The sequence below is a fragment of the Paraburkholderia sp. NPDC080076 genome, assembly GCF_050281145.1.
Classification (GTDB): Bacteria; Pseudomonadota; Gammaproteobacteria; order Burkholderiales; family Burkholderiaceae; genus Paraburkholderia.
This window is the reverse complement of sequence record NZ_JBNNWQ010000003.1, coordinates 247396-273577: the sequence shown is the minus strand read 5'-3', so window position 1 is coordinate 273577 and position 26182 is coordinate 247396. Positions and strand designations below refer to the sequence as shown.

Sequence of the window (26182 nt, the reverse complement as noted above, 5' to 3'; positions counted from 1 at the left end):
AGGCCGCAAGCGGGCGGCGGCCGACGAGGGGCAACCCCGTCACGCGAAGCAAGGCATGACGGGCGAATAGCGGGCAGATAAGCGTCAACTCCATCGGAGCGACACAATGACAAAAGTGCTGAAAAAAGGACGTTACGCGTTGGGGGCGACCGTGCTTGCCCTTGCCGTGTTCGGTGTGTTGATCCTTCCATCGATCAACGCACCCGCACAGACGCAACCCGCGGCCAAGCCCGCTGCGACGAGCGCCCCTCAACCGGCCGCCAAATCCGCGCCGAAACCGAACATCCTCGTGATTTTCGGCGATGACATCGGCCAGACGAACATCAGCGCCTACTCGCGCGGCGTGGTCGGCTACAAGACGCCGAACATCGACCGCATTGCCAGCGAAGGCATGATCTTTACCGACTACTACGCTGAAAATAGCTGCACGGCGGGCCGCTCGTCGTTCATCACGGGACAGGTTCCATTGCGCACCGGGCTCTCGAAGGTCGGCGCACCGGGCGCGCCGGTCGGCCTGCAAAAAGGCGACATGACGATCGCGCAGGCGCTCAAGCCGCTCGGTTACGCCACCGGCCAGTTCGGCAAGAACCACCTCGGCGACAAGAACGAGTACCTGCCGACCAATCACGGCTTCGACGAGTTCTACGGCAACCTGTACCACCTGAACGCCGAGGAAGAACCCGAGCGTCCTTACTGGCCGAAAGACAAGAACGACCCATACGTAAAGAACTTTTCACCGCGCGGGGTGATTCACAGCACCTCGGACGGCAAGGTTCAGGACACCGGCCCGCTCACAGCCAAACGCATGGAGACCATCGACGACGAAACCGGCGCGCACGCGGAAGAATTCATCCGCAAGCAGGTCAAGAACGGCACGCCCTTCTTCGTCTGGATGAACTACACGCGCATGCACGTCTTCACGCACGTGCGGCCCGAGTTCAGAGGCAAGAGCGGCATGCCCGGCAACGAATACGCCGACGGCATGTGGGAGCACGATCAGGACGTCGGCAAACTGCTGAAGCTGCTGGACGATCTGAAGATCGCCAACAACACCATCGTCATCTACACGACCGACAACGGGCCGAATCAGTTCTCGTGGCCGGACGCGGCGACCACGCCGTTCCGCAGCGAGAAGGACTCCAACTGGGAAGGCGCGTTCCGTGTGCCCGCGATGATCCGCTGGCCGGGCCATATCAAGGCCGGCGAAACCTCCAACGAGATGATCTCGGGACTCGACTGGTTCCCGACGCTGCTCGCCGCGGCCGGCGACGGCGCCGTGAAGGACCGGCTATTGAAAGGCTGGGCGCCCAAGGCGGGCGGCGCGAGTTTCAAGAACCACCTCGACGGCTATAACCAGTTGCCGTTCCTGACCGGACAGACCACCAAGGACCCACGCACCGAGTTCTACTATTTCGACGACGACGGCGATCTGGTGGCGATGCGCTGGGATCAGGACGGCAACGCCTGGAAAGCGGTGTTCTGCGAGCAGCGCGCGAAGGGCAATCTGAACATCTGGCAGGATCCGCTGGTCTGCTTGCGGCTGCCCAAGCTGTTCAACCTGCGCATGGATCCTTATGAACGGGCGGACATCACCTCGGATCAGTACAACGACTGGGTGACAAAGAACGTCTACCTGAACGGCATTGCCACGATGAAGGCGTCGCTGTTCCTGCAGACTTTCGTCAACTATCCGCCGAGCCAGCGGCCCGCGAGCTTCAGCGTCGACGGCGCGCGGCGGCAGGTGGACAAGAAGATCGACGAGTCGTTCAAGAAGCGCGGACTGGAGTAGCTCTGCCCTCTGCGTTGCGCGCGCACCCTCCAACGGCGCGCGCAACGCATCACCTGAGCGGCGCATGTCTCGCGCCGCTTCAACACCATTCAATCAATGACGCACACGCTGACCCATCACGCCAGAAGCTCGCGTCGTGAGCGCCGCGCACAGGCACGCGCGCAAGCGCGGGCCTCCGAACGAAGCGGCCCGCTCGAACAGGACTCGCCGGATCCCGCCGCTGCGCCCACGTTGTCCATCGCCTGGCCGATGCTGCTGCTGTTTGCATCGGGCGCGGCGTCGCTGATTTACCAGGTGCTGTGGATCAAGCAATTGGCGCTCGTCGTGGGCGTCGACGTGCAGGCGGTCACGACCGGCGTCAGTGCATTTTTTGCGGGTCTCGCGTTGGGCGGCTGGTTGCTCGGCCGGCTTGCCGATCGCGTGTCGCGGCCTTTGCTGTTCTACGCCGCGCTGGAAGGCGGCGCGCTGGTGCTGGCGGTGGGCAGCACACTCGCGCTGGCGCACGCGGCCGCGCCGTTCGCCTGGTTGCAGGAGCGCGCCGGACCACTGGCGTGGGCGTTGCCGTTCGCGCTGGTCGGCCTGCCTGCCGTGTTGATGGGCGGCACGCTGCCGGTGCTGATGCGCGCCCTGGGTCCGCGCGCGACGCAGTTGGGCCGCGCTGGCGCACGCCTCTATGCGGCTAATACGGGCGGCGCGATCGCGGGCACACTCGTTTGCGCGTTCGTGTTGATTCCGTCGCTTGGGGTGCGGGGCAGCGCGTTCGCCGCGGCCGGCCTGAACGCGGTGGCCGCGTTGGTCGCGCTGCTGATAAGCCGTACCGGCTCCGCGCGTACTCCTGTGAAATTGCGACCGCTCGACACGGCCTCTTCCGATGATGATGACGACGCCTCAGCAAATGACAAGCCCGGCGCACGCCTCGCCATCACCCTCTATGCACTCGCGGGCGGTATCGCGCTGGGTTACGAGGTGGTGTGGTCGCAAGTGATCGTGCAGTTCGTCAGCACCCGCGGTTTCGCCTTTGCGATCGTGCTCGCCACTTATCTGCTCGGACTCACGCTCGGCAGCGCGTTCGCCTCGCGCCGCGTCGACCGCACGCGCGATCCGTGGGGCATGTTCGCGCTGCTGATCGTGGCGGCCGGACTTGTCGCGTTGCTGGAAGTCGCCGCGCTCGGCGGCTGGCTGCTGCAATGGCAAAGCCTTGCACGCGCGGCGGCGTTTTCCGCCACCGGCAACCTGCTCGCCGCCATGTGCGCGAGCTTCGCGGTCGCGGCCGCGTGCATCGTCTTCGTACCGACGCTATTGCTGGGCGCGGCCTTTCCGTTCGCGCTGCGCATGAGCGTGGATGCGCGGCACACCGGACGCGATGTCGGCGCAGTGGTGGCGCTGAATACCGCGGGCGGCATCGCCGGCACGCTGCTCGCCGGCTTCGTGCTCGTGCCGGCGCTCGGGCTGGTGCATGCGCTCGCGGTGCTGGCCGTCCTCGCCAGCGCGCTGGGCGGTGTCGCCGTGTGGCGCGGCCGGGGCGTGCGGCGCGGTGCGCGCTGGAGCGTGCCGGCGTTGGCCGCGGCCGCGCTGTGCGCCGTGCTGCTGACACCGTCGGACCGGCTCGCCACTCTGCTTGCCGATGCGCGCGGCGGCAATCTGATCTCCTACGAGGAGAGCGCGGGCGGTACCGTCGCCGTGATTGGACAAGGCGCGGGCCAGAAACAGTTCCGGCGCCTCTACATTCAAGGCGTCTCGAACTCCGGCGATGCGATGACGTCATTGCGCTACATGCGCCTGCAAGCGCTGCTGCCGCTGCTGATTCACCGCGACACGCCGCGCAGCGCGCTCGTCATCGGACTCGGCACGGGCATCACGGGCGGCGCGCTGCTCACGTGGCCTGGCCTCGACCAGCGCGTGGTCGCCGAACTGCTGCCGGCGGTCGTGCGCGCGGCGCCGCAGTTCAAGGGCAACTACGGCATGAGCACGGACCCGCGCATCGATATCCGGCTGCGCGACGGACGGCGCGAACTCCTGCGCAGCAGCGAACACTACGACCTGATCACGCTCGAACCGCCGCCTCCTTCAGCGGCCGGCGTAGTCAATCTGTACTCGTCGGACTTCTACCGGCTGGCAGCCTCGCGTCTGCAGACGGGCGGCATCGTCGCGCAATGGCTGCCTCTGCCGACACAGAACGAAGAAGATACGCGCTCGCTGGTCCAGAGTTTCATCCAGGTGTTTCCGTACGCCACGCTGTGGACCACCGAGTTGCACGAGATGATGCTGATCGGCTCGATGCAGCCGATCGAACTGGATGTGCCGCGTATCGCGTCGCGCTTTGCGCAGCCTCAAGTGGCCAAGGCATTGCGCGAGGTGGGCGTGGCGTCGCCGGCGGCGCTGCTCGCGACGTGGATCACCGATCGCGCCGGCCTCGCCTATTACACCGCGGATGCCCCGCCCGTCACCGATGACCGGCCGCGTATCGAATACGCGGCGTGGGTGCGGCGCGACAGTTTCGCGGACACGTTCACGCATCTGCTCGCGCTGCGTAGCGAGCCGCCGCTACTTCATGCCGATGAGACTTTTCGCGCGACGCTGAACGCGGAACGCGACGCGCTGCGAAGTTTCTATGCGGCGGGTCTCGACGCGTACCGCGGCGAGCGTGGGGCGTGGTCTCGCGACATTGCCGATGCGTTGCATGCACGGCCGGATAATCCCTATTTCCGCTGGTTCGTCGGCGATGAGCAGTAACGTTGGAGCCGCTCCGTCCACTGCGCCGGTGATCGAACCCGTCTCAAGTGACCGGCCGCTCAGAGGCGCGGTCACGGCGTCGACGTCTCACGCACCGCACCACTGCGCCACACACAACTTCCAAACAAGGGAGAGCTGAACGTGAAACGCTCCAGGGCATACCAGAGAGGACCGCGAATTCTTCTAGCCGCATTGACCGTACTGGCCGGCTCGCCGCTTTTCCTCGAAGTCGCACCGGCCGCTTATGGGCAAACCCCGGCGCAAACCCCGGCGAAAATCTCGAACCAGCAGCTGGATTCGCTGACCGCGCCGATCGCGCTCTACCCCGACGCGCTCCTCGCGCAGGTGCTGATGGCCTCGACCTTTCCGCAGGACGTGCCGGCGGCGGCGGCATGGTCGAAAGCCAATCCGAACCTCCAGGGCGACGACGCCGTGAAGGCGGTCGCGGCGGAACCGTGGGACCCGAGTGTGCAATCGCTGGTGGCATTTCCCCAGGTGCTGGCCACCATGGCGTCGAAACCCGACTGGGTCACGCAACTCGGCAACGCCTTCCTCGCGCAGCCGAACGACGTGATGGACTCCGTGCAACGCCTGCGCAAACAGGCACAGCAGGCCGGCAACCTGAAGACCAACCCGCAGCAGAAAGTGGTGGTCGAGCAGAGCACGATCCAGATCGTGCCGGTCAACCCGCAGGTCGTCTATGTGCCGACGTACAACCCCACGGTCGTCTACGGCGCGTGGCCCTATCCGGCCTATCCGCCAGTGTATGTGCCGCCCCCGCCGGGCTATGCCGTGGCCAGCGGCCTTGCCGCGGGTCTCGCGTTCGGCGTCGGCGTCGCGATCACCAGTTCGCTGTGGAGCAACGTCAACTGGAACAATCACAGCGTCAACATCAACGTCAATCAGTACAACAACATCAATGTGAATCGACAGCTCAACGTGAATAGCAGCACGACCAACTGGAACCGTAATTCGACTTTCAACCGCAATACCACGGCCAACGTGAGCAGCCAGCAACGCGATGCGTATCGCGGGCGCGATACATCGGCGACGGCGGCGTCGCGTGCGCAGGCGCAGCAGACCTTGCAGAACCGCACCGGCCAGAACATGGGCGGAACAGCCAGTCAGCGCGTGCAGGGCATCCATCAAGGCGGCAACACGACCGGCAACATTCGCGACAGCGCGCAGAACGTGAACCGCGACAACGCGTTACGCGGCGCGGGCAATGGCGGCGACGCGCAGCGGGACATGCAGCGCGGGCAAGCCAGCCGGCAGGCGCAGGCGAGCAACCGCGGCGGCGGCCTGGGCGCAAACGGCGGCGGTCAGCAACGTAGCGGCAATCTGGGAGCGGGAGGTAGTGGCGAGCGCGCCGGCGGCGGGTTGGGCGCGGGCGGCGGTGGACAACAACGCGGTGGCGGTTTCGGCGCGGGCGGCGGCGGACAGCCGCACGGCGGCGGACAGCCGCACGGCGGCGGTCTGGGCGCGGGTGGCGGCGGTCAGCGTCACTTCGGCCGGCAACGTTGAACCGATCTCACAGGAGCCGCTCATGATTTGCATCCGCATGTTCCACACTTCCGCCGCACGTCTTGCCGACGCCTTTGCGCCCACCTTTGCTCTCGCGCTCAACCCACGCCGCGCCGGGATCGCGCTCGCGCTTGCCGCGCTTCTGTTCGGTGCGTCCGCGGCGCATGCACAAGCCGTGTATCCGACACCCGAGGCCGCTGTCAACGCGTTTGTCGACGCGCTCGCCAGCAACGACCACCCCGCCATGCAGCACGTGCTCGGCAAGGACTTCACCCGCTTCATTCCGACCCAGAACATCGGCGAACAGGACATCTACGACTTTCTCGGCGCGTGGTCGGAGGGACACCAGATCGTCGACGGTCCGGCGCTGCCCGACGGTCATGCGAGCAAGCAGCTGTCGGTCGGCACCAGCGGCTGGACGTTGCCGATTCCGCTTGTGCAGACGTCCAAAGGCTGGCGCTTCGATCTCGCTGTCGCCCGCGATGAGATCGCGACGCGCCGCATCGGCCGCAACGAGAACGCGGCCATGCTGATATCGCTCGCCATTCGCGATGCGCAAGGCGAATATCAGGCGTCGACCCAGCATTACGCGCAACGCATTGTCAGCACACCGGGCCAGCACGACGGCTTGTACTGGCCCAGCGCGCCGGGTGAAAAAGACAGCCCGCTCGGCCCGCTCGCCGCAGCTATGCCGCACACCCAGTCCGTGTCGAAAGAGGGTTACTACGGCTATCACTTCCGCATCCTGACCGCGCAAGGGGCGCATGCCAAAGGCGGTAGCCAGAACTACGTCGAGAACGGCACGATGACCAAAGGCTACGGCGTCGTCGCGTGGCCCGCCGAATATGGCAAGACGGGCGTGATGAGCTTCATCGTCAATCAGGACGGGCAGATCTATCAGAAGAACCTCGGCCCACAGTCGGCGCGTGTCGCGGCTGCGCTCAAATCGTTCGACCCGGACTCGTCGTGGGAGGCCGTGCAGCCTTGAGCCTGACATGGGCACCGCCGGCGCCACGCCGCGTGTGGCGCCCGGTGGGCCGCGCGCCGAACCAGCGTTGAGCATGCCGATACAGTTCGATCCGCGCCCGAGCCGCGCAGCTGCCGACCATTCCGAACACGCTCGACGCGCTGCAGACCCAGGTGGCCGACATCGCGAAGAAGCTCGACCGGATTCCGTTCGATCAGATCGGCTCGAATCTGAACACGTCGCTGAAAAACGCCGACGCGCTGTTCAATCGGCTGAACAACGAAGTCGTGCCGCAGGCGCGCGATACGCTCGCTGCCGCGCGGCAGACCTTCGGCTCGGCCGAGGCGACTTTGCAGCAGGATTCGCCGTTGCAGTCGGACGTGCACCAGGCGCTGCAGGAATTGACCCGCACGCTGCAATCGCTGAACGCGTTGGCCGACTATCTGGAGCGCCATCCGGAGTCGCTCGTGCGCGGCAAACCTGGAGACAAGCCGTGACTTCCTCATGGCCCTCCTCCATCAGCCAACGGCCCGGCGTCGGCACTGACACAGCAATGCGTTTGCGAGTGGACAAGGCGCCGACGCATCGCTGCGCAACCGCGAACCGTTACTGTTTCATAAGCTTCACGATGGTCAGCGTGCCATCTACGTTTTCAACGCGAACCTTGATCTTCTCGCCCGCCTTGGCCTGTTTGACCATCGCCGCATCCTTGGCCTTGTAGGCCATGGTCATCGCCGACATGCCGATGTTCTTCAGCTCGCCGTGCTGAAGCGTCACCATGCCGGTGGACGGATCCACCTTTTTGATGACCGCATCGGTGAGCGCTGCGTTGTTCGGTGTCCCGGCATCCATCGCGCCGTTGGCCATTTTCATGCCGGCCATGTCGTCCGCCGCTATCGCCACGCCGGCGAGCGTAAGACCGGTGCAGAACGCAGCCGTCAAAGTGATCAACTTCTTCATTGGTTTTCTCCAGAGTGAGTTTGCGGCACAAGCGTGCCAGTGGGTGCTACGTGGGATTGCAGCGCTTCTTGCGTGGTGGCTTTCATGCGCGCAACGCGGCGGCGTTGCAGCAACAGCCAGGCGGCGGGAATGATGAGCATGGACAGGAGCGGCGCGGTCACCATGCCGCCAACCATCGGCGCGGCGATGCGCTGCATGACTTCGGAGCCGGAGCCATGGCCCAGCATGATCGGGATGAGGCCCGCCAGGACAACCGCGACCGTCATCGCCTTGGGTCGCACACGCAAAACCGCGCCTTCGCGGATGGCGTCGACCAGGGTCGCCTCGGTAAAGGGCTCGCCCGCGTCGAGGCGGTGGTTAAGCGCGCCCTTCAGGTAAAGCAGCATCACGACACCGAATTCAGCCGCCACGCCCGACAACGCGATGAATCCCACCGCCGTCGCAACGGAGACCGCGTGCCCGAGAAGCCAGATCAACCAGAACCCGCCGACCAGCGCAAATGGCACCGTCGACATCAGCAATAAGGCATCGGCCGCCGAGTTGAACGTCAGGAACAGCAGCACAAAAATGACCGCGAGCGTTACCGGAATCACCGTTCGCAGCTTCGCGGCCGCCCGCTCCAGATACTCGAACTGACCCGACCAGGCGATCGAATAGCCGGGCGGCAGGACAACATGCCGCGCAACCGCGACCTGCATCGCTTTCACCGCCGATTGCAAATCCGTATCGCGAATGTCGACGTAGACGTAGCCTGATAGCCGGGCGTTCTCGCTACGGATCATTGGCGGTCCATCCGAAATCCTGATCGTCGCCACATCGCCCAACGTGATCTGCGCGCCGCGATCCGTGACGACCGGCAACTGGCGCAGGTTGTCGACGGAGTCCCTGATCTCCCGCGGATAGCGGATGTTGATCGGAAAGCGTTCACGGCCCGCGATCACCTCGCCGACGTTATCGCCGCCCACCGCAGTCGACACGATGGACTGGATGTCCGTCACGGACAGTCCATAGCGGGCGGCCGCGAGCCGGTCGATATCGACGTCGATGTAATGACCGCCGTTCAGGCGTTCGGCCAACGCCGACGTGACGCCCGGCACGTTCTTCAGGACGGACTCGACCTGCGTGGCGATCTTGTCGATCTGCCCCAGGTCCGCGCCGGAGATTTTCACTCCGACGGGCGTCTTGATCCCGGTCGACAGCATGTCCAGGCGATTGCGAATCGGCGGCACCCAAACATTCGACAGCCCCGGAATCTTCACCCGCGCGTCGAGTTCATCCACCAGCTTCTCGGGTGTCATCCCAGGCCGCCATTCGCTGCGCGGCTTGAACTGGATAGTGGTCTCGAACATCTCGAACGGCGCGGGATCGGTCGCCGTGTCGGCGCGTCCCGATTTGCCGAATACGCTTTTCACTTCCGGAACCGTCTTGATGAGGCGATCCGTCTGCTGGAGAAGTTCGGCGGCTTTGTCCGCGGAGATGCCGGGCAACGCGGTCGGCATGTAAAGCAGATCCCCTTCGTCGAGCGGCGGCATGAATTCGCCGCCGAGCCGCGACACGGGAATCAACGTGATGGCAAGCGCCAGCACTGCCAGCCCGATTGCGATCCACGGCCGGTGCAGCGTCGCTTCGAGCACGGGACGATAAAGCCGGATCAACACACGGTTGATCGGATTGGCGTTCTCATGCGGAATCCGGCCACGGATCAGGTAGCCCATCAGCACGGGCACGAGCGTGACGGACAAGCCGGCGGCAGCGGCAATGGTGTAGGTCTTCGTGAACGCCAATGGCGCAAACAGCTTCCCTTCCTGGCCTTCGAGCGAAAACACCGGAATGAACGACAGCGTGATGATCAGCAGCGAAAAGAACAGCGCCGGGCCGACTTCGGCGGCCGACTGTGCGATCAACTCCCACCGCCGGGCAGTCGTGATCGGCGTATCGGGGTGCGTGTGGTCGTACGCCTCCAGATGCTTGTGGGCGTTCTCGATCATCACGATCGCTGCGTCGATCATCGCGCCAATCGCGATCGCAATGCCGCCCAATGACATCAGGTTCGCGTTGACGCCCTGGTAGCGCATCACGATAAATGCGGTTAACACGCCGAGCGGCAGCGACAGGATCGCAACGAACGCGCTACGCAAGTGGAACAGGAACACCGCGCAGACCACGCCGACGATGACGAACTCCTCGATGAGCTTGTCCCTGAGGTTGTCGACTGCGCGCTCGATGAGCTGCGAGCGGTCATAGGTCGTCACGATCTCGACGCCCGGCGGCAGAGACTGCTTCAGGCCGGCGAGCCTGGCCTTGACCGCGTCGATGGTCGTCAGCGCATTCTTGCCTGAGCGCATCACGATCACACCGCCGGCCACTTCGCCTTCACCGTTCAGTTCGGCAATGCCGCGGCGCATTTCAGGTCCGATCTGAATGCGTGCGACGTCGCCAAGCAAGACGGGAGTTCCAGTGCTGTTCGTGCGCAGCACGATGTGGCGGAAATCGTCGAGCGAGCGCAGATATCCCGACGATCTGACCATGTACTCGGACTCGGCCAGTTCGACCACGGAACCACCGGATTCCTGGTTCGCCTTGCCGATGGCATCCGCGACGCTAGCCTGCGTGATGCCGTAGGCACGCAGCTTGTCCGGATCCAGAACGACCTGGTATTGCCGCACCATGCCGCCGATGCTGGCGACCTCCGAAACGTCCGGTACCGATTTCAACTCGAACTTCAGAAACCAGTCGTTCAAGGCGCGAAGCTGGCCAAGGTCGTGTTTGCCGGTGCGGTCGACCAGTGCGTACTCGTAGACCCAGCCAACGCCCGTGGCATCGGGCCCGAGTGAGACAGTCGCGCCCTGCGGCAAACGGCTCTGCACCTGGTTGAGATATTCGAGCACGCGCGAGCGGGCCCAATACGGGTCCGTCCTGTCATCGAATAGCACGTAGACGAACGCGTCCCCGAACGACGAATAGGCGCGGATGGTGGTGGCGCCCGGCACCCCCAGCAGGGTCGTCGTGAGCGGATACGTCACCTGGTCTTCGACGACTTGCGGCGCCTTGCCGGGATACGATGCCTTGATGATGACCTGCGTGTCGGACAGATCCGGCAGTGCGTCGACCGGCGTTTGAGTCAGCGAATAAACGCCCCATGCGGTGACGAGCACTGTCGCGAGCAGCACGAGGAACCGGTTGTAAATCGACCAGCGAATGACGCGTGCAATCATTTCGCGCCTCCGGCCGGTTCGACCTGCGTCAACTGGTAGCCGTCGTCGGACGGCTTGAAGACGAAATGCACGGACTCGCCGACCTTGACGTCCGGAAAGGCCGTCGGAGACGGCTTGCCGAAGGTCATGGTCATCGCACCCCAGCCTAGCGCCGGCACGGGTTGATGTGAGAACGTGATGTCGCTGCTGGTGACTTTTTCGACCCTGCCGGTCGTTTCGTAGGTTTGCGCGGCAGCGGGCGCGGAGGCAGGAGCAGGAGCAGGAGAGGAAGTCGAGGCCGACGCCGCCGGTGCCGCGCTTCCTTCGAGTTTCGGCAGCACGGACCTCAGGCTTGCTTCGGAGTCGATCAGGAACTGGCCCGACGCGACGACCTGTTGGCCTTCGGTCAGCCCGCTCGTGACCTCGGTGCCGTCGCCGCTATCGTGGCCGATCACAACCTGGACAGGCTGCAACCGGCCATCGCTATTCCTGACAATGACGATCGAGCGCTTGCCGGTCGTGATGACCGCTTCAGACGGCACAAGCAGCCGCGAGACCGGTTTCGCTCCACTGACCCGTGCGCGCATCAGCATCCCGGGGGTCAGCTTCAGTCCCGCGTTGTCGATTTCGAGGCGCGCCTGCAGCGTCCGGCTGTCCGGACTGATGCCCGGCAGGATTTCACGGATGTGGCCGCTAAAGTGTTGCGAAGCGTCGCCGGCGAACGTCGCATCGACCATCATGCCGGGCCGCACCTGCAATGCGAGCGACTCGGGTATCTCAACGATCAGCCACAGCTTCGACAGCCCCGCGATCTTGGCGAGCGTTTGTCCAGGCGACACCATCGCACCATCGCGAACATTGAGCTCCGTCAGCACGCCGGCTTGCTGGGCGAATAGCGTGACATGGGTCTGCGCTTTTCCGGTTCGCTCGAGGCTGGCAATCAGCCCGTCCGGAATCGACAGCGCCCGCATGCGCGCACGTGCGGCGGCAAGCAGGCCGGCATCCATGCCCCCGCGTTTGAGCGCCAGATACTCTTCCTGAGGCGCCAACCAGTCGGGCACGAAGAGCGACGCAATCGGCGCGCCCTTCACGACACGTTGCATCGGCGCGCTCGCGTACAGGTGATCGATATAACCCGTCACCCGCAACTGGACGACATCGGCCATCGACTCATCGAACTGGGTGGTTCCGATCGCATCGAAACTTTCAGAGGCGTCCTGCCGGACCACCATCGCGTATCGGATGCCGAGATTCTGTTGTAGCGTCGAGTCGACCTTGATACCGCTGGAACTCCCTTCGTCCGCGAAGACGGGCTGAAGCTCCATGTTCATGAAGGGTGATTTGCCGGGCTTGTCGAAGTGCTGGTTCGGCACCATCGGATCGTGCCAATAGAGCACGTTGCGGCCAGTTTTCGGGTCGATCTTGTCTCCGGCTGCGGATGGAGTCGCGGCTGTGGCTGACGCCATGGGTGTACCCGTTGCGGCACGATGGCTGCCGGCCACATAGCCGGCGCCTACAAGCGCAGCGGCAGTGAACACTGCCGCCACGGCGCGTACGATCAGTTTCTGGTTCATGTTTTTTTCTCTTTACTGGGCGGAGGTCAGGTCGGGCGGCAAAACCTGGTATTCGAGCTGCGCCCAGGCGAGGGAAACGTCCCGTTCAAGATTCAACACCTGAAGGTCCGCTTCGAGCTGTGTGTGTCTCGCGTCCAACGCATCGGAGAGCGTGCCGATACCCGACCGGTAAGCGGCATTGGCCAGTTGCACTTTTTGTTCGGCCGCGGGAAGAACGGTTTGTCTGGCGTTGGCCAGACGCCCCCGCCCACTGGCGAGCTTTGCCGTCAGACTCTGGATATCCGCGACCACCTGCCGCTCGGTGTCTTCATAAACGAGCCGCGCCTGCGTGCCCATTTCGGACTTTTGCTCGACGTCGCGGTCTTCGACGTTCCCGCGATGGATCGGCAACGGGATGGAAACACCGACCGACACGTAGTCCGGGAACTTGCCACCGCTCTTGAAGTAGGTCAGCCCCCAGGTCCAGTTCGGGCTTCGGTTGCTTCGGGTAACGTCCGTGTCGGCATCGGCCAGCGAAATGGCTGCGCGGGCCGCGATCAACGAAGGCTGAACCTGAGCAAGCTGCTCGACGCTTAAACCCGATACGTGTGACTGGAGTGCCGGCGGCGTGCCGCCCACTTCGAGCACATTGCCCGCTCCCGTCCAGCGCGACAGCGTGATCAACGCGGTCCTCTCGTCCTGCTGGGCGCAGATCAGTTCATCACGCGCATTGCCAAGCGTCAGGCTCGCCTGGGCGATATCGATCGCCGCCCCTTTTGCGCCACGGTACGACGCCTGTTTTACGGCGAGCTCCTGACTCAGATGGTCGACCAGCGCCTGACTCAGCGCGACGGCCTTCTTTGCGTAGATGGCATTGAGCCAGGCCATCGCCACTTGCTGACGAACCTCCGCGACCTTTTCGAGGTACGTCGATTTGTCGCGCTCCACGGCACGATCGGCCAGCGTTGTTTGCAGCCGGCGCTTTGCAGGAGAAACCCACTCCTGCTGGATGCCGATGCCACGCATCGTGAAATTGTCCTGCCCGATCGTGAACGCATTGGGTCCATTGACAGGCAGGTCCTGGACACTCAGATTCAGCGTGGGATTGGGCAGTTGCCCGGCTTTGACAACCACGTCCGAACTTCCCCGAACCGAGGCTTGCGCAGCCTGGATCGAGGACGAGCGACTAGTGGCTATTTGAAGTGCCTCGTCGAGCGTCAAGCCCGCGTCTTGGGCATGCGCCGCGCGGCCAGCCAGCAGGCCGAACGCAAGGAAGACGGCGCATGAGCTAGCCCAGGCGCGCCGGGATGCCGGCGTGCCGATGAAGGAAAGCATGGTCTAACCTCGAATGGTCGAGCCGTGTGTAGCCGCGCGAGCGGACACACGAACTCACATCCCGAAACGGGACGACATCACCGCGTAAAAGCGGCGAACCAGAACGATGGAGTTAGAGGGACTGCGGTGGACGCCAGAGGCCATCCGGCTCGCGGATGGAGAGCGACTGTGCGTAGTGGAAGCTGACGGGAACAAACGACCCGGCGGGTCGAGTCACGGTGGGAGAAGAAACGGGGTGATAGAGGCTGCCCATCTGACACTGGGCGCTCACCTTGCACAGCGATACCTTCGACTTGGCGTGTTCACTGGACATGGGGCTTGCCGAATCGCAGCCGGGCATATCAGCCGACATGGCGGCGGTGTCGCCGGTCATGGCGGATTCCATGGGACACGCTCCGGTCGTGCCGCTTGCTGCCAGCCCACTGAGGGGCAGCATCACACACAGCAGCAAGACGAGAAGTGTCCGCAGGATTTTCATCGCCGCAAGTATAGCGCAGCCATCGGCATTGTCACGCTGTCAATGGCGTACGCGTAAGAGCGCGTGAATCAACACGAAGTTGCTTAGAACATATCCGCAGCCGCTTGACGCTCCGTGCCCTTCCCTTTGGTTTCCGACTCGACCCGGGACGGAATGAACGGCCCGGTGATCATATTCGCGTAGCTTTGCCCCGGTCCGACCATCGGAAAGACATCGGCATTCTCGTCGACCATCACTTCGAGGAAAGCCGGTCCGTCGAATTCTATGAAGGCCCTGAGTTGGCCTTCGAGTTCGCTGATTGCGTCGACGCGACCGGCAAACTCAAACCCGTCGGCCCGAGCTGCCATGACGAAATCCTTGCGATGAAGCGACTTGTCGCTCACACACAAGCGCCCCTCGTAAAAGAGACGCTGCCATTGCCGGATCATCCCGTCACCGAGATTGTTGAGCAGCAGTACTTTGACAGGCACGCCGTAGGTGGTTGCCGTCTCCAGGTCGCCAATATTCATGCGGATGCTGCCGTCACCATCGATGTCGATGACAAGCGCATCAGGTCGCGCCAGTTGAGCGCCGATCGCCGCGGGCAGCCCGAAACCCATGGTCCCCATACTGCCCGAAGTCAGGAAGCTGCGCGGTTCGACGAAGTCGAAAAATTGCGCAGCCCACATCTGATGCTGACCGACGCCTGTGGTGACGATGGCTCGCCCGCCGGTAATTTCACTGAGCTTTTCGACTACGAACTGCGGCTGAATTGCCGGGCTATTGCGGTCGTAGTTCATACCGTAGACCCGTTTCAGTTCCTTGATTCGGTCGAGCCAGTCCAACGGCGGTTGCGCGGCTGGACCATGCTTCATCAGTGACAGCAGGGTATCCTTCGCGTCGCCTACGTGCGTCCAGTGCGCCCGTTTCACCTTGTTGATTTCCGCCTCGTCGATGTCGATATGCGCGACATACCGCGCTCTGGGCGCGAATGCGTCAGGGCGGCCACCGGCGACCCGGTCATCGAATCGGGCGCCTACCGCGATCAGGAAGTCACAATCTTCCACCGCGTAGTTCGCACAGGCCGCGCCGTGCATGCCCAGCATGCCGAGCCCCAGTTCGTGTTTCACGGATATCGCGCCGAGACCCATCAGTGTGGTCACCACGGGGATCCCGAAGCGCTGTGCAAACTGGCGCAACTCGGCCGTTGCGCCGGCCGTGATAATGCCGCCGCCGGCATACAGCAACGGCCGTTTGCTGCGCGCCAGCAGATCGAAGAATTCGGTGCGCTTGTCCTCTTCGAGACGAGCGCCTTTTGCCACCATGCGAAGACGGTCGGAGTAGCCTCGAAACTCCAGCGTACCGTGCCCGTGATAGACGCCGCTCCAGTTCTGGATGTCCTTGGGCACATCCACGACAACCGGGCCTGGACGGCCGGTGCGAGCGACTTCGAATGCGGTCCGCAGCGTCTGCTCCAGCTTTGCCGGGTCGGTCACCAGAAACACCTGCTTTGCGCACGCCGACATGATGTTGAAAACGGGCGCCTCCTGGAAAGCATCGGTGCCGATCATGGCACGAGGCACCTGTCCGCATATGAGGACGACAGGGATCGAATCGCCGTTGCAGTCGGCGATCGGCGTCACCGCGTTCGTCGCCCCAGGGCCTGACGTCACCATGAATACGCCGACCTTGCCGCTCGCGCGCGCATAACCCGCGGCCATGAAGCCGGCGGCCTGTTCATTGGCGGGTACGACGAGTTTGATCTGGCGCTCGGGAGTTTGCGCGTGCATTTCGTTGAAACGAAAGACGGCATCGTACGTCGGCAAAATTGCGCCGCCGCTATAGCCGAATACGGTATCGACACCCTGTTCGCTGAGCACGCGCAGGATGATGTCGGCACCCGACATCGATTCGCCGGTAGCCGGCGGCTTCAGGAGAGCGTTTAAAGCAGCGTTTGGGTTTTGGGTCATGGCTGACTCGCATGGAAACGGGCGCTGACAACATCAGCGGCCAAAATCTAAGGACGATTTCTCTTCCAACTCGAGAACAGCGTATGTTCCTTACCAGCTAATGGGCGATTGCTCCGACGGGTTCTCCGTACGAAGCGCAGCCCATCCAGCACTTTTTTGATGTGCGTCTGGAAGAATCGTGAGAAACGGTTTTATTCATTCTGACAATGATTGAGGCTGCGCACACGCATAAAAGCGCTTGTATATGGGCCAAGATAGATCGCATTTGAGCCATTGCGATGACCCGCCGTCCGCAGATCTTTTTCGGTTGCATGCGAACGGTCGCCGCTCGGGCCGCTTATCCACGTCCCGAGCGACTGAAGGTCCGCGCGCGGTATCACCGCGAGATGCACAAGCCATTATTTCGCGAACGCACTTGAGATAAGCGCAGCCTGTCTCGCCGCATGTACCGCGTGATAACCGGGCGCGGTCGACGCGGAAGCCGCCGGTCCCGCATACTGCAATTGCGCACCCGAAGGCAGGATCTCACGCAACTGCGGTTCGACGAAGCTCCATGCCCCCTGGTTGCGCGACTCCTCCTGACACCAGACCACGGTCTTCAGATTCGGATAACGCGCAAACTCCGCGGCGAGTTGCCTGGACGGAAACGGATACAGCTGTTCGACGCGGATGAGCGGCGTATCGTCAACACCCGACGTGCGGCGCTGTTCGAGCAGGTCGAAGTAGACCTTGCCCGAAGACACGATGACGCGCTCCACATTCGACACCCGCGACGGCTCGACCTGCGTGTCCACCAGGATCTCGCGGAACGCACCCGTGGCCAGCTCGTCGAGCGTGCTGACCGCTTCCGGATGACGCAACAGCGACTTGGGCGTCATCACGATGAGCGGCCGGCGATCGAACACAGCCGCTTGCATCCGCAGCAAATGGAACAGTTGCGCGGGCGTGGTCGGTTGGGTGACCCGCATGTTGTCCTGCGCGCAAAGCTGCAGATATCGCTCGAGTCTCGCCGACGCGTGTTCCGGTCCCTGCCCGTCCTGCCCGTGCGGCAGGAACAGGGTCAAGCCGCTGAGTTGTCCCCACTTTGCGGCGCCCGCTGCGATGAACTGATCGATCACAACCTGCGCACCATTCGCGAAGTCCCCGAACTGCGCCTCCCACACGACGAGCGCATTGCGGTTGACCGTCGAGTAGCCATACTCGAAGGCCAGCACGGCCGCCTCCGACAGAATGGAGTTCGTCACCGTAAATCGACCGCTTGCGCCGTCGATATGATCGAGCGGGATGTACACGCCCTCCGACCGGCTCGTGCGTGTCTGATTGTGCAGAACGGCGTGGCGGTGATTGAACGTGCCCCTCGCGCTGTCCTGCCCACTCAAGCGGACATCGATCCCGGCGTCGAGCAACGAGGCGAATGCCAGGTGCTCGCCCATGCCCCAATCGACCGGCTTTCTCCCCGCGGCCATCTCGCGGCGCGCGGCGATCATCTTGCCGACCAGCGGATGGATTTCGAATCCGTCCGGGATGGTCGAGATCTGTTGCGCCAACGCGCGCACCTGAGCGGGCAATGGAGGACCATACTGGACCGGACCGGCATAGTCCTCGAGAAACTTCGGCCAAGTGGGTATTTCGGCTGGCTGTACAGATACGCCGGGCGCTTCGGCTTCTCGCGCGTGTTCGAGACTGTCTCGATGTGCGTCGAGGGTGTCCTTGACCTGATCCGGCGTCACTACGCCTTCCCTGATCAACTGTTGCGCGTACACGGTCCTCACGCCAGGGTGGCTGGTAATCGCGCGGTACATGAGCGGCTGCGTGATGGCGGGCGTGTCCTGTTCCTGATGCCCGTGCTTGCGGAAACAGACAAGATCGATCACCACGCTGCGCCTGAACGCCGTGCGATAGTCGAGCGCGAGGCGCACCGCCATGGCCACCGCTTCCGGGTCGTCGGCGTTGACGTGCAAAACCGGCGCCTCGATCATCTTCGCGATGTCCGTGCAGTAGAACGACGAGCGTGTATCGCGCGGATCCGAAGTCGTAAAGCCGATCTGATTGTTGACGACCACGTGGACCGTTCCGCCCGTGCCGTGTCCTCGGGTGTACGTCAGGCTCAACGTCTCCATCACGACGCCTTGCCCGGACATCGCCGCGTCACCGTGAATCTCGACGGGCAACACGTCGCTCCCGTCGCCCGTGCCCGAGGTCTCGCCTTTGGCGCGCGCCATGCCTTGCACGACCGGGTTGACGATTTCCAGGTGCGAGGGATTGAATGCAAGCACGACATCGACAGGCCCGTCGGCCGTCTGCGTGACACCGCTATAGCCCTTGTGGTACTTGACGTCGCCGGCCGGCAGAGGGTCGCCGCTCTTGCCCTCGAACTCGTCGAAGAGCGCGCGCAAAGGCTTGCCGGCAATGTTCACCAGCACATTCAGACGCCCGCGATGCGCCATGCCCATCACCACCGTGCCGACCTTCTTCGATGCGCCATAGCGAACCAGCTCGTCCAGCAACACGATCAACGATTCGCCGCCTTCCAGCGAGAAGCGTTTTTGCCCGACATAGCGCGTGTGCAGGTACTTCTCCAGTCCTTCAGCAGCCGTCAGGCGTTCGAGGAACCGTTTTTTCTCCGCTACCGAAAACGAAGGCCTCGCGCGTGTCGACTCGAGTTGCATTTGCCACCAACGCCGCTCGCCGGCATCGCTCAGGTGCATGAATTCGGCGCCGAGTGTGCCGCAATAGGTCTGTTCGAGCGCCGCGACGATCTCGCGCAGCGTTGCGTCTTCGTCGAAAAGAAACGTGTCGGCCGTGCTGAATCGCGTGGACATGTCTGCCGCCGACAAGCCGTAGAACGCCGGCGTGAGTTCGACGGAGGCCTGCGGCGGAGTCCACAGCAGCGGGTCGAGTTTCGCCTTGCGCGTGCCGACCATGCGGAACGCGGCAATCAACGACTGCACCGCCACCTGCTTTCTGGCGATTGCGAGTCCGTCATCGAGCGTCGTCTCCGTGGCGCGCGCGCGCTTGCCCAGCTCGACAAAGGTGGAAACGACAGGCGCGTGCGGTTCGTCGTCGCGGTCGCTGCCGTCGATGGCGGGGGTTTCGCGCAACGCATCGAAATATGCGCGCCACTCATCCGCGACCGATGCCGGGTCAGCCAGGTAGAGTTCGTACTGCTCCTCGACATAGGGGGCGTTTCCCCCGAACAGGAAAGAGCTTTGAATTTTTTCCATCAGCATGATGAATCTGTCCTCGATTCGCGTCCGGTCTGAACTTCGACCGTGACATGGGTTGAGGCGGCTGTAGCCTCATCGTGGCCAGTCCGGCGTGCAACCAGGGGCTAAGGACGGACGACCATTTCGCCGACGACAGATTCTCTGGTGCGCCCGAGCTTTAAGATCCCAGCCGCATTGATGAGATAAAGCATAGGTAGTCGGCACGGCGACCGTGTGCATCGTTGGCGCCGTCGCGGGCCAATAGAGGTGAGATTTGGGCCACGTAGCCCGCGTTGCCCCGCGCGTCGGCTGCGAACAGGGTCATGAGGGGCGCCGCAATGAACCGCGCTCTCCTGACTCCGCCCTTGCGACGGCCAACGAACGTGTCTGCGTGCCGCTCTACCAGTATTTCCCGGCTTGCATACCAGCACTTCGTGTAATAAGTGATTTTCGGCGCGACGCATTTATCCCGTGGCGCTTCGCTCTTATAGTGGGTCCAGCGGACATGAAGTCCGGCAACGAGGAACGAGGGTCACGACATGAAAGTCGCCATTGTTGTATTCGATGATGTGCAGGCGCTGGATGTTGCGGGCCCTCTGGACGTATTCGCGGAAGCCAACACATTTCTCCCTGAACACCAGAAGTATGAGGTGTTTCTGCTGGGTAACGAGGCCGGCACCGTGTCGTGCTCGAACGGAATGCAACTCGCGATTCCCTATAGCTATGCGGACTTCGACACGCCATTCGACTTGCTGCTGGTAGCAGGCGGACCGCGGTTGCCCAATGCCGAGCCGCGGCCCGAGTTTCTGAAGTGGTTGCAAGACCAGGCGCGCGGCGCGACCCGCTTCGGTTCCGTTTGCAACGGCGCATTCGTGCTCGCGCACGCCGGGCTGCTCGACGGCAAGGACGTGACGACCCACTGGGCAGATGCGGATCGCCTCGCTGACGAGTTCCCTCAGGCACGCGTGCAGCCGGACCGGATCTTCATTCGCGACGGACGCCTCTTTACTTCTGCCGGTGTGACGGCGGGCATAGACCTGTGTCTTTCGCTGGTCGCGGAAGACTGGGGGCACGAACTGGCGGTGCGGGTTGCGAAACGCCTGGTGGTCTACATCCAGCGAGAAGGCGGACAGTCTCAATACAGTCCTTACGTCGGAGTACGGAAGGACCAGGATCCGATCGTCGGCAAGGTGCTCCGGTATGTGACCGAGCACATTACCGACGCGTTGTCGATCGAACAGCTTGCCAGCGCTGTTTCAGTCAGCCGCCGTACGTTCTCGAGGCTATTCGCGAAGTATGCCAAGGTGACGCCGTCCGCGTTTGTCGAGCAGGTTCGCGTCGACACCGCGAGGAAGCTGCTTGAGGAGACCGATGCGCCTCTGAAGACCGTGGCGTTCAATTGTGGCTTTCATAGCGCCACGCATATGCGAACCACTTTCTTCCGACGGCTCAACGTTACGCCCAGACAGTATCGCCAACGATTCCGCGGCACGGTAGGCAAGCAGCAGTGGGCATCTGGCGAGGTCGAGGAGCAAGTCGAAACAGCAGAACTGGAAACTGTCGATTAGCTCTCGGGTCCACCCAGGTTGGGCTGGCAAGAATCGGAACACATTTGACCTGAAATCGACGTTCTTGCCGCTTGTCCGTCGTGGCGGGGTGGTTCAAACTGCGCTCGTGGTGTCTTCGAGGTAGCCTGTTGTTGCCACTCGGCGCCTCGAATGTACATGTTGAATAGGCCTACACCCATCCGTGACTCGCTCCGATTCACTTCAATCTCTTCCTGATCTGCTTGAGCCGGGTTTATCCGTTGTATTTTGCGGCATCAATCCGGGCGTCCGCGCGGCGTCGAGCGGCCGCCACTTTGCCGGCAGAGGCAACCGGTTCTGGCGGACCGTTCATCTGGCGGGTTTTACTCCCGAACAGCTTGGTCCCGAAGACGACCACACGCTCCTGCAGTATGGTTGTGGTCTCACCACGGTGGTCTCGCGTCCGACCGCACGAGCGGATCAGCTATCGCAGTGGGAATTCAAAGCGGCCGCGACGGAGTTCGAACGGAAGATTGAAGGATATGCGCCGCGATGCGTTGCCTTCCTCGGAAAGATGGCGCTCAGCGCAATGTCGGGCAGCCGCGACATTCAGTGGGGACTGCAACCGGCCACATTCGGCGGCGCTCGCGCATGGGTGCTGCCCAATCCCAGTGGCCTGAACCGGACTTTCAGCCTCGATGCGCTGGTGACCGCCTATCGGGAACTTCGTCTTGCAGTCGCGCCGGCCGGTTCGGCTTGAGCTTAAAGAATTCGCCGCGTGGACTAGCCCGCGCGATCCGGCTTGCCCCATCAGCATGCCCTATTTGACCGGACTCAAGATTCCAGAGGTCCCATTCATCGTCACCGCGGTTTCCATGTGTTGAAGATGCACGTTTCTGCGCAACGTCTCGGTGACGAACTCCACGAAGGCTCGAATCTTACCGCTTGCGCCTCGCCGCTCCACATGCAGCAAGTTGACCGGCGTCGACTCGGGCTCGAATGCCGTCAAGATTGGCAGCAACGTTCCATTGAGTACCTCGGACGCCCCCTGGTAGGAAAACAATTGCGTTATTCCCACACGGTCGACGGCTGCCATAACGGCCGCCGGCGCCAGGTTGACGATCATTCGTGGCTGAACGCGGACCGATAGCCTCAAGCCGTTTTCATAAAACGTCCATTCGAGAGGGTTCGTCACTCCCGTGAGGGACACGCAATGGTGATCGGCAAGCTCCCTGGGATGAACGGGTTCTCCATGCGCCGCGAGATAAGCCGGGGCCGCGTAGGTTCGACGCCGTACAAAACCCAACGGAATGGCATATATCGAAGAATCCCCCAGGTGGCCTATCCGGATGGCGATATCCACGCCCTCCTCCAGAAGTCGCGTGGTGCGATCGACATACACCGCGTTGATGCTGACGTCAGGATAACGCTGGGCATACGCATCGATTAGCGGAGCGATGAATCGCTGGCCAAACAGCACCGGAGCAGAAATGGTCAGTGTGCCTACCGGGTTGTCCTGGCAAGCCGCGACATCGGCTTCTGCGTCCGTGACGGCATCCAACACCTTGCGGCAGGCATCGAGGTACGACATGCCTGCCTCTGTCGGTCGGACTGAACGGGTTGTTCGCGCCAGCAGTTGCGCGCCCAAGCGGGCTTCGAGCGAGTTGAGCGCCCGCGAGACCGCAGGCGCCGACATTCCGAGTTTCTCCGACGCGCTGGTAAAACTGCCTCGGTCGACGATGGCTACGAAAACCTCCATCTCACGTAATCTGTCCATCTTGATTCCAACTTGAATGTGTTTTCAGCCTGCCAATAGATCACGCCCTCCTCACGGGGACGCGGCGTCATCAGGCGCCAGGAAGATGCGGCAATAGTAAGCGTCATGTCCTGCATGGTGACGCTCTCTTTCCGCGGCTGACTCGAAGAAGACCACGAATGGCCGATTTCGCGCTCTTTCAACGAACAAAGGAAGTTGCCTTCGCGATATCCCATCTCAGTGGGATTTTGTTTGTTAGCCAAACGGAAAATGACCGTTTCCGGATCGGCGCTTCGCCTCTGTGATCCGTGATGAGCCAGCCTGGCAAAATTCGCGCATGGAATGGCCCAATATGCGGCCTGATGAGGCTTCAAGAAGCCCTCTCCATCTCCGACAATCAAATGACCCATCGCGCGACGGTCACATGGTGATGAACCGACTGCATCGCTGCGGTTACCTGTCCCGCCACATGACCAGGCATCCTCAACCAGACGAAGGAATCCATGTTTTCTGCAATGCTCGAAGTCAATCCGTTATCCGAACAATTCGACGCCTATCTCGGCATGGCCAAGATGCTGCGCCCGGAGCTCGATGCGATCGATGGTTTCGTCGACAATACCCGCTACGCAAGTCTGACACGCGAGGGATGGCTGCTTTCGCTATCGAGCTGGCGCGATGAGAAGTCGCTGATACGCTGGCGAGTGACGACGAACCATCACAAGGTGCAGCAGGCGGCGCGCGATCGCGTCTTTGCCGACTACCGCTTGCGCATTGGCCAGACCGTCGCGGATACGTGCGTACCTGCCGGGCAGACGTTGATCGAGCAACGGCTCGACAGCACCGAAACGGGAGTAGGCAAGGCGATAACGCTACTCGATGCCACGTACGCACCGGATTGGGTCAAGCTGGTGAGCGCGGACGCGGTTGCGCAATCGCTGGGACTCGATACGAAGGCGCCCGGTCTCGTCGCCTGGGACGCATTCGACGCGTTGATGACACCCGGCGACGTCATCGCGGTGGCAACGTGGGAAGACCTCGCGGCCGCTGAAGCCTTCGAGCGCAATACGACGCTGCCGAAGTTCGTGCGCCTGCGGCACATCCGCGTTGTCCGGGAGTACGGAATGTTCGATCGCCGCGAGGCGCCTCAATACTTTGCCGAGGCGCAGCCCAAGGCGTAAGCCGGACGCCGTGCGAATTCGGCATTTCTGAAACGAGGCGGCGGCCAGTGGGGCAATGATATGCCGCTTCCGCATTCGCGCCATTCACGGTCGCTACAACAAGACGGCTGCTCTCGCCGCCCCATGTCGGTGAAATTTGTTCTGTTGACCGAATGGAAAAGATTCATTGCCGGCGGTTCGCACCTTGTCCCGGGAGCGACAATGACATTGGCCAGATTCGTGCACGAAATGGCCAGATACGCAACATGTGTCAGCTTTAAGAAAGCCGGGCCGCCTCCTAGAATTCATAAACCCATCGCGCGGCGGCAATACGGTAGCGAGCCGGCTGGATCTTCGCGAACACCGGGCATGGCAGGAAGATTTTCCGACGGAATGCCCCATTAAACACTGGTAGCCGGACCCCTATGAACAGCGCCAACCCATCGATAACTGGAACAGGAGAAGCGAAGCTCGCGCCATCGTCGACGCCGGTCTCTGTGCCCCAGACAGGGACTCCTGCGCAGCAGACACCCACCGAAGCCGAGTTGCCCCTGCGCCTCGCTATCGGCCTGATCGGAATGCTGCTGGCGTCGCTGCTGGCCATACTGAACGAACAGGTCACCGCGGTGGCGCTCGCTGATATCCGCGGCGCGTTCTCGATCGGACGAGACGATGGAACCTGGCTGACCGCGCTCTTCGAGGCGACGAACGTGGCCACGATGGTGTTCGCGCCGTGGTTCGGCGTGACGTTCACGCTGAAGCGATTCACGATCGGCGCGGTGCTGGCCGTGATGTTGCTTGGATTTCTGTGTCCCTTCGCGCCGAACCTGCTGACGCTCTATGTGTTGCGTGCGCTGCAGGGCGTCGCAGGCGGATGTCTGCCGCCGATGCTGATCATCGTCGCGCTGCGTTACCTGCCCCCGAGGGTCAAGTTATATGGACTCGCGGGCTACGCACTCACGGCGACCTTCGGACCGGCGCTCGGCACGCCGCTCGCCGCGTTGTGGACCGAATATGTCGGCTGGCAAATGGCCTTCTGGCAAATCGTGCCGCTTGGCCTCGTGAGCTGCGTGGCGATCTACAAGGGGCTTCCAGCCGATCCAACCAGACTCGAACGGTTCCGTTCATTCAACTGGACCGGATTCCTGCTCGGCTATCCCGCCATCGCCATGCTCGTCATCGGCCTGCTGCAGGGCGATCGGCTTGACTGGCTGAATTCGACGTTTATCTCCACGATGTTTTGCGGCGGGACGCTGTTGTTCGTGGCATTCCTTGTCAACGAGTGGTTTCATCCGCTGCCGTTTTTCAAACTGCAACTGCTTGCCCGCCGGAACTTCGCGCACGGGCTTCTCACACTGGTCGGCGCGGTGATCCTGCTGGTGGGCGTCGCCGCCATACCCGGCCAGTATCTCGCGCAGATTCACGGCTACCGGCCGCTGCAAACCGCGCCGCTGTCGTTGCTCGTCGCCATTCCGCTACTGATTGCGCTGCCCGCGACCGCCGCGTTGCTCAATCTCCGGCAGGTCGACCACCGCTGGGTCATGGCCATTGGACTTTGCCTGATCGCCACCACGTGTTTTCTGGGGAGCTTCATGACCTCCGAGTGGATTCGCGAGAACTTTTACTGGCTTCAGTCGCTGGAGATCGTTGCTCAGCCCATGGTGATCATGGGCATCCTGATGGGCGTCACGACCGGCCTGCCCCCAACGGAAGGTCCGTTTGCCTCGGCCATGTTCAACACACTCAAAACATTTACCGCCGCAGCGGCAACCGGTCTCATCGATGGGCTCGGTACGGCACGCGAGCATTTCCATTCGAGCATGCTGGTGGACCACCTGGGCAACAACGCGCTGGTCACGAGCCAGAGCATCGATGCGGCTCACAGCATCGGCGAACTCGCGCACCGGATTCACGAGCAGGCCGTCGTGCTGACATCGGCGGATCTCTATCGCGTGATGGCCGGTATCGCCGTCGCCTTCCTTTTCGTTATTCCGGTGTTACCCGTGCGCGTTTATCCGCCCTGGAGCACAACGCCGCCCTCTTCCCGCTAAGCGC

17 protein-coding genes and 1 pseudogene are annotated in these 26182 nt (G+C 62.7%); 9 read left to right on the top strand and 9 right to left on the bottom strand.

The annotated features are described in order from the left end of the window. Positions 1-106 precede the first annotated feature (106 nt). The 5 genes and pseudogenes from ACQKRQ_RS13495 to ACQKRQ_RS13475 form a co-directional block, all read left to right on the top strand. Complete coding sequence (locus ACQKRQ_RS13495) at positions 107-1789, top strand: arylsulfatase (protein ID WP_427477473.1); 1683 nt, start codon at positions 107-109, stop codon at positions 1787-1789. Positions 1790-2038: 249 nt separating this feature from the next. Then, positions 2039-4522: a fused MFS/spermidine synthase gene (locus tag ACQKRQ_RS13490; RefSeq protein WP_427478321.1), complete on the top strand. Its 2484-nt coding sequence runs from the start codon at positions 2039-2041 to the stop codon at positions 4520-4522. A gap of 141 nt (positions 4523-4663) precedes the next feature. After that, on the top strand, positions 4664-6046 hold the full coding sequence (locus tag ACQKRQ_RS13485) for a DUF3300 domain-containing protein (RefSeq protein ID WP_427477471.1): 1383 nt from the start codon (positions 4664-4666) through the stop codon (positions 6044-6046). Between the two features lie 22 nt (positions 6047-6068). Next, positions 6069-7034 carry a DUF2950 domain-containing protein gene (locus tag ACQKRQ_RS13480; RefSeq protein WP_427477470.1) on the top strand — a complete coding sequence of 322 codons (966 nt, stop codon included), beginning with the start codon at positions 6069-6071 and terminating at the stop codon, positions 7032-7034. A 107-nt stretch (positions 7035-7141) separates the two neighbouring features. Then, positions 7142-7510, top strand: a pseudogene (locus tag ACQKRQ_RS13475) (mammalian cell entry protein); the annotation flags it as partial. A 109-nt stretch (positions 7511-7619) separates the two neighbouring features. Here the strand turns inward: ACQKRQ_RS13475 and ACQKRQ_RS13470 are convergent. From ACQKRQ_RS13470 to ACQKRQ_RS13440, 7 genes are all read right to left on the bottom strand, one after another. Continuing rightward, complete coding sequence (locus tag ACQKRQ_RS13470; RefSeq protein WP_427477468.1) at positions 7620-7973, bottom strand: copper-binding protein; 354 nt, start codon at positions 7971-7973, stop codon at positions 7620-7622. Beyond that, a complete protein-coding gene (locus ACQKRQ_RS13465; RefSeq protein WP_427477467.1) occupies positions 7970-11188 on the bottom strand; it encodes an efflux RND transporter permease subunit in 3219 nt (1072 codons plus the stop codon). The genes ACQKRQ_RS13470 and ACQKRQ_RS13465 overlap by 4 nt, the downstream gene beginning before the upstream one ends. After that, positions 11185-12741, bottom strand: coding sequence for an efflux RND transporter periplasmic adaptor subunit (locus ACQKRQ_RS13460; RefSeq protein WP_427477466.1), 1557 nt, complete (start codon positions 12739-12741; stop codon positions 11185-11187). Before ACQKRQ_RS13460 ends, ACQKRQ_RS13465 begins: the two co-directional genes overlap by 4 nt. 12 nt (positions 12742-12753) lie before the next feature. Further along, entirely contained in the window at positions 12754-14055 is a 1302-nt protein-coding gene (locus ACQKRQ_RS13455; RefSeq protein WP_427477464.1) for a TolC family protein, read from the bottom strand. Between the two features lie 112 nt (positions 14056-14167). Then, a complete protein-coding gene (locus tag ACQKRQ_RS13450; RefSeq protein WP_427477462.1) occupies positions 14168-14533 on the bottom strand; it encodes a hypothetical protein in 366 nt (121 codons plus the stop codon). An 83-nt stretch (positions 14534-14616) separates the two neighbouring features. Next, positions 14617-16482, bottom strand: a complete 1866-nt coding sequence (ilvB, locus tag ACQKRQ_RS13445; protein WP_427477461.1) for a biosynthetic-type acetolactate synthase large subunit — start codon at positions 16480-16482, stop codon at positions 14617-14619. A gap of 398 nt (positions 16483-16880) precedes the next feature. After that, positions 16881-19712 carry a 2-oxoglutarate dehydrogenase E1 component gene (locus tag ACQKRQ_RS13440; RefSeq protein WP_427477459.1) on the bottom strand — a complete coding sequence of 944 codons (2832 nt, stop codon included), beginning with the start codon at positions 19710-19712 and terminating at the stop codon, positions 16881-16883. Positions 19713-20227: 515 nt separating this feature from the next. Between ACQKRQ_RS13440 and ACQKRQ_RS13435 the strand changes: the two genes are divergently transcribed. Both ACQKRQ_RS13435 and mug read left to right on the top strand, forming a co-directional pair. Further along, entirely contained in the window at positions 20228-21256 is a 1029-nt protein-coding gene (locus ACQKRQ_RS13435) for a GlxA family transcriptional regulator (RefSeq protein ID WP_427477457.1), read from the top strand. A 181-nt stretch (positions 21257-21437) separates the two neighbouring features. Beyond that, positions 21438-21974 (top strand): G/U mismatch-specific DNA glycosylase, encoded by a 537-nt coding sequence (gene mug / locus ACQKRQ_RS13430; protein ID WP_132374401.1) that lies wholly within the window; start codon positions 21438-21440, stop codon positions 21972-21974. A 60-nt stretch (positions 21975-22034) separates the two neighbouring features. Here the strand turns inward: mug and ACQKRQ_RS13425 are convergent, their stop codons facing one another. Then, complete coding sequence (locus ACQKRQ_RS13425) at positions 22035-22991, bottom strand: LysR family transcriptional regulator (protein ID WP_427477455.1); 957 nt, start codon at positions 22989-22991, stop codon at positions 22035-22037. Beyond that, complete coding sequence (locus ACQKRQ_RS13420) at positions 22958-23344, bottom strand: hypothetical protein (RefSeq protein ID WP_427477453.1); 387 nt, start codon at positions 23342-23344, stop codon at positions 22958-22960. Before ACQKRQ_RS13420 ends, ACQKRQ_RS13425 begins: the two co-directional genes overlap by 34 nt. A 129-nt stretch (positions 23345-23473) precedes the next feature. On the opposite strand from ACQKRQ_RS13420, the gene ACQKRQ_RS13415 reads away from it, so the two are divergent. Together ACQKRQ_RS13415 and ACQKRQ_RS13410 are read left to right on the top strand one after the other, a co-directional pair. Then, positions 23474-24148 carry an antibiotic biosynthesis monooxygenase family protein gene (locus ACQKRQ_RS13415; protein ID WP_427477451.1) on the top strand — a complete coding sequence of 225 codons (675 nt, stop codon included), beginning with the start codon at positions 23474-23476 and terminating at the stop codon, positions 24146-24148. A 404-nt stretch (positions 24149-24552) separates the two neighbouring features. Continuing rightward, positions 24553-26178, top strand: a complete 1626-nt coding sequence (locus ACQKRQ_RS13410; RefSeq protein ID WP_427477449.1) for an MFS transporter — start codon at positions 24553-24555, stop codon at positions 26176-26178. Positions 26179-26182: the final 4 nt, after the last annotated feature.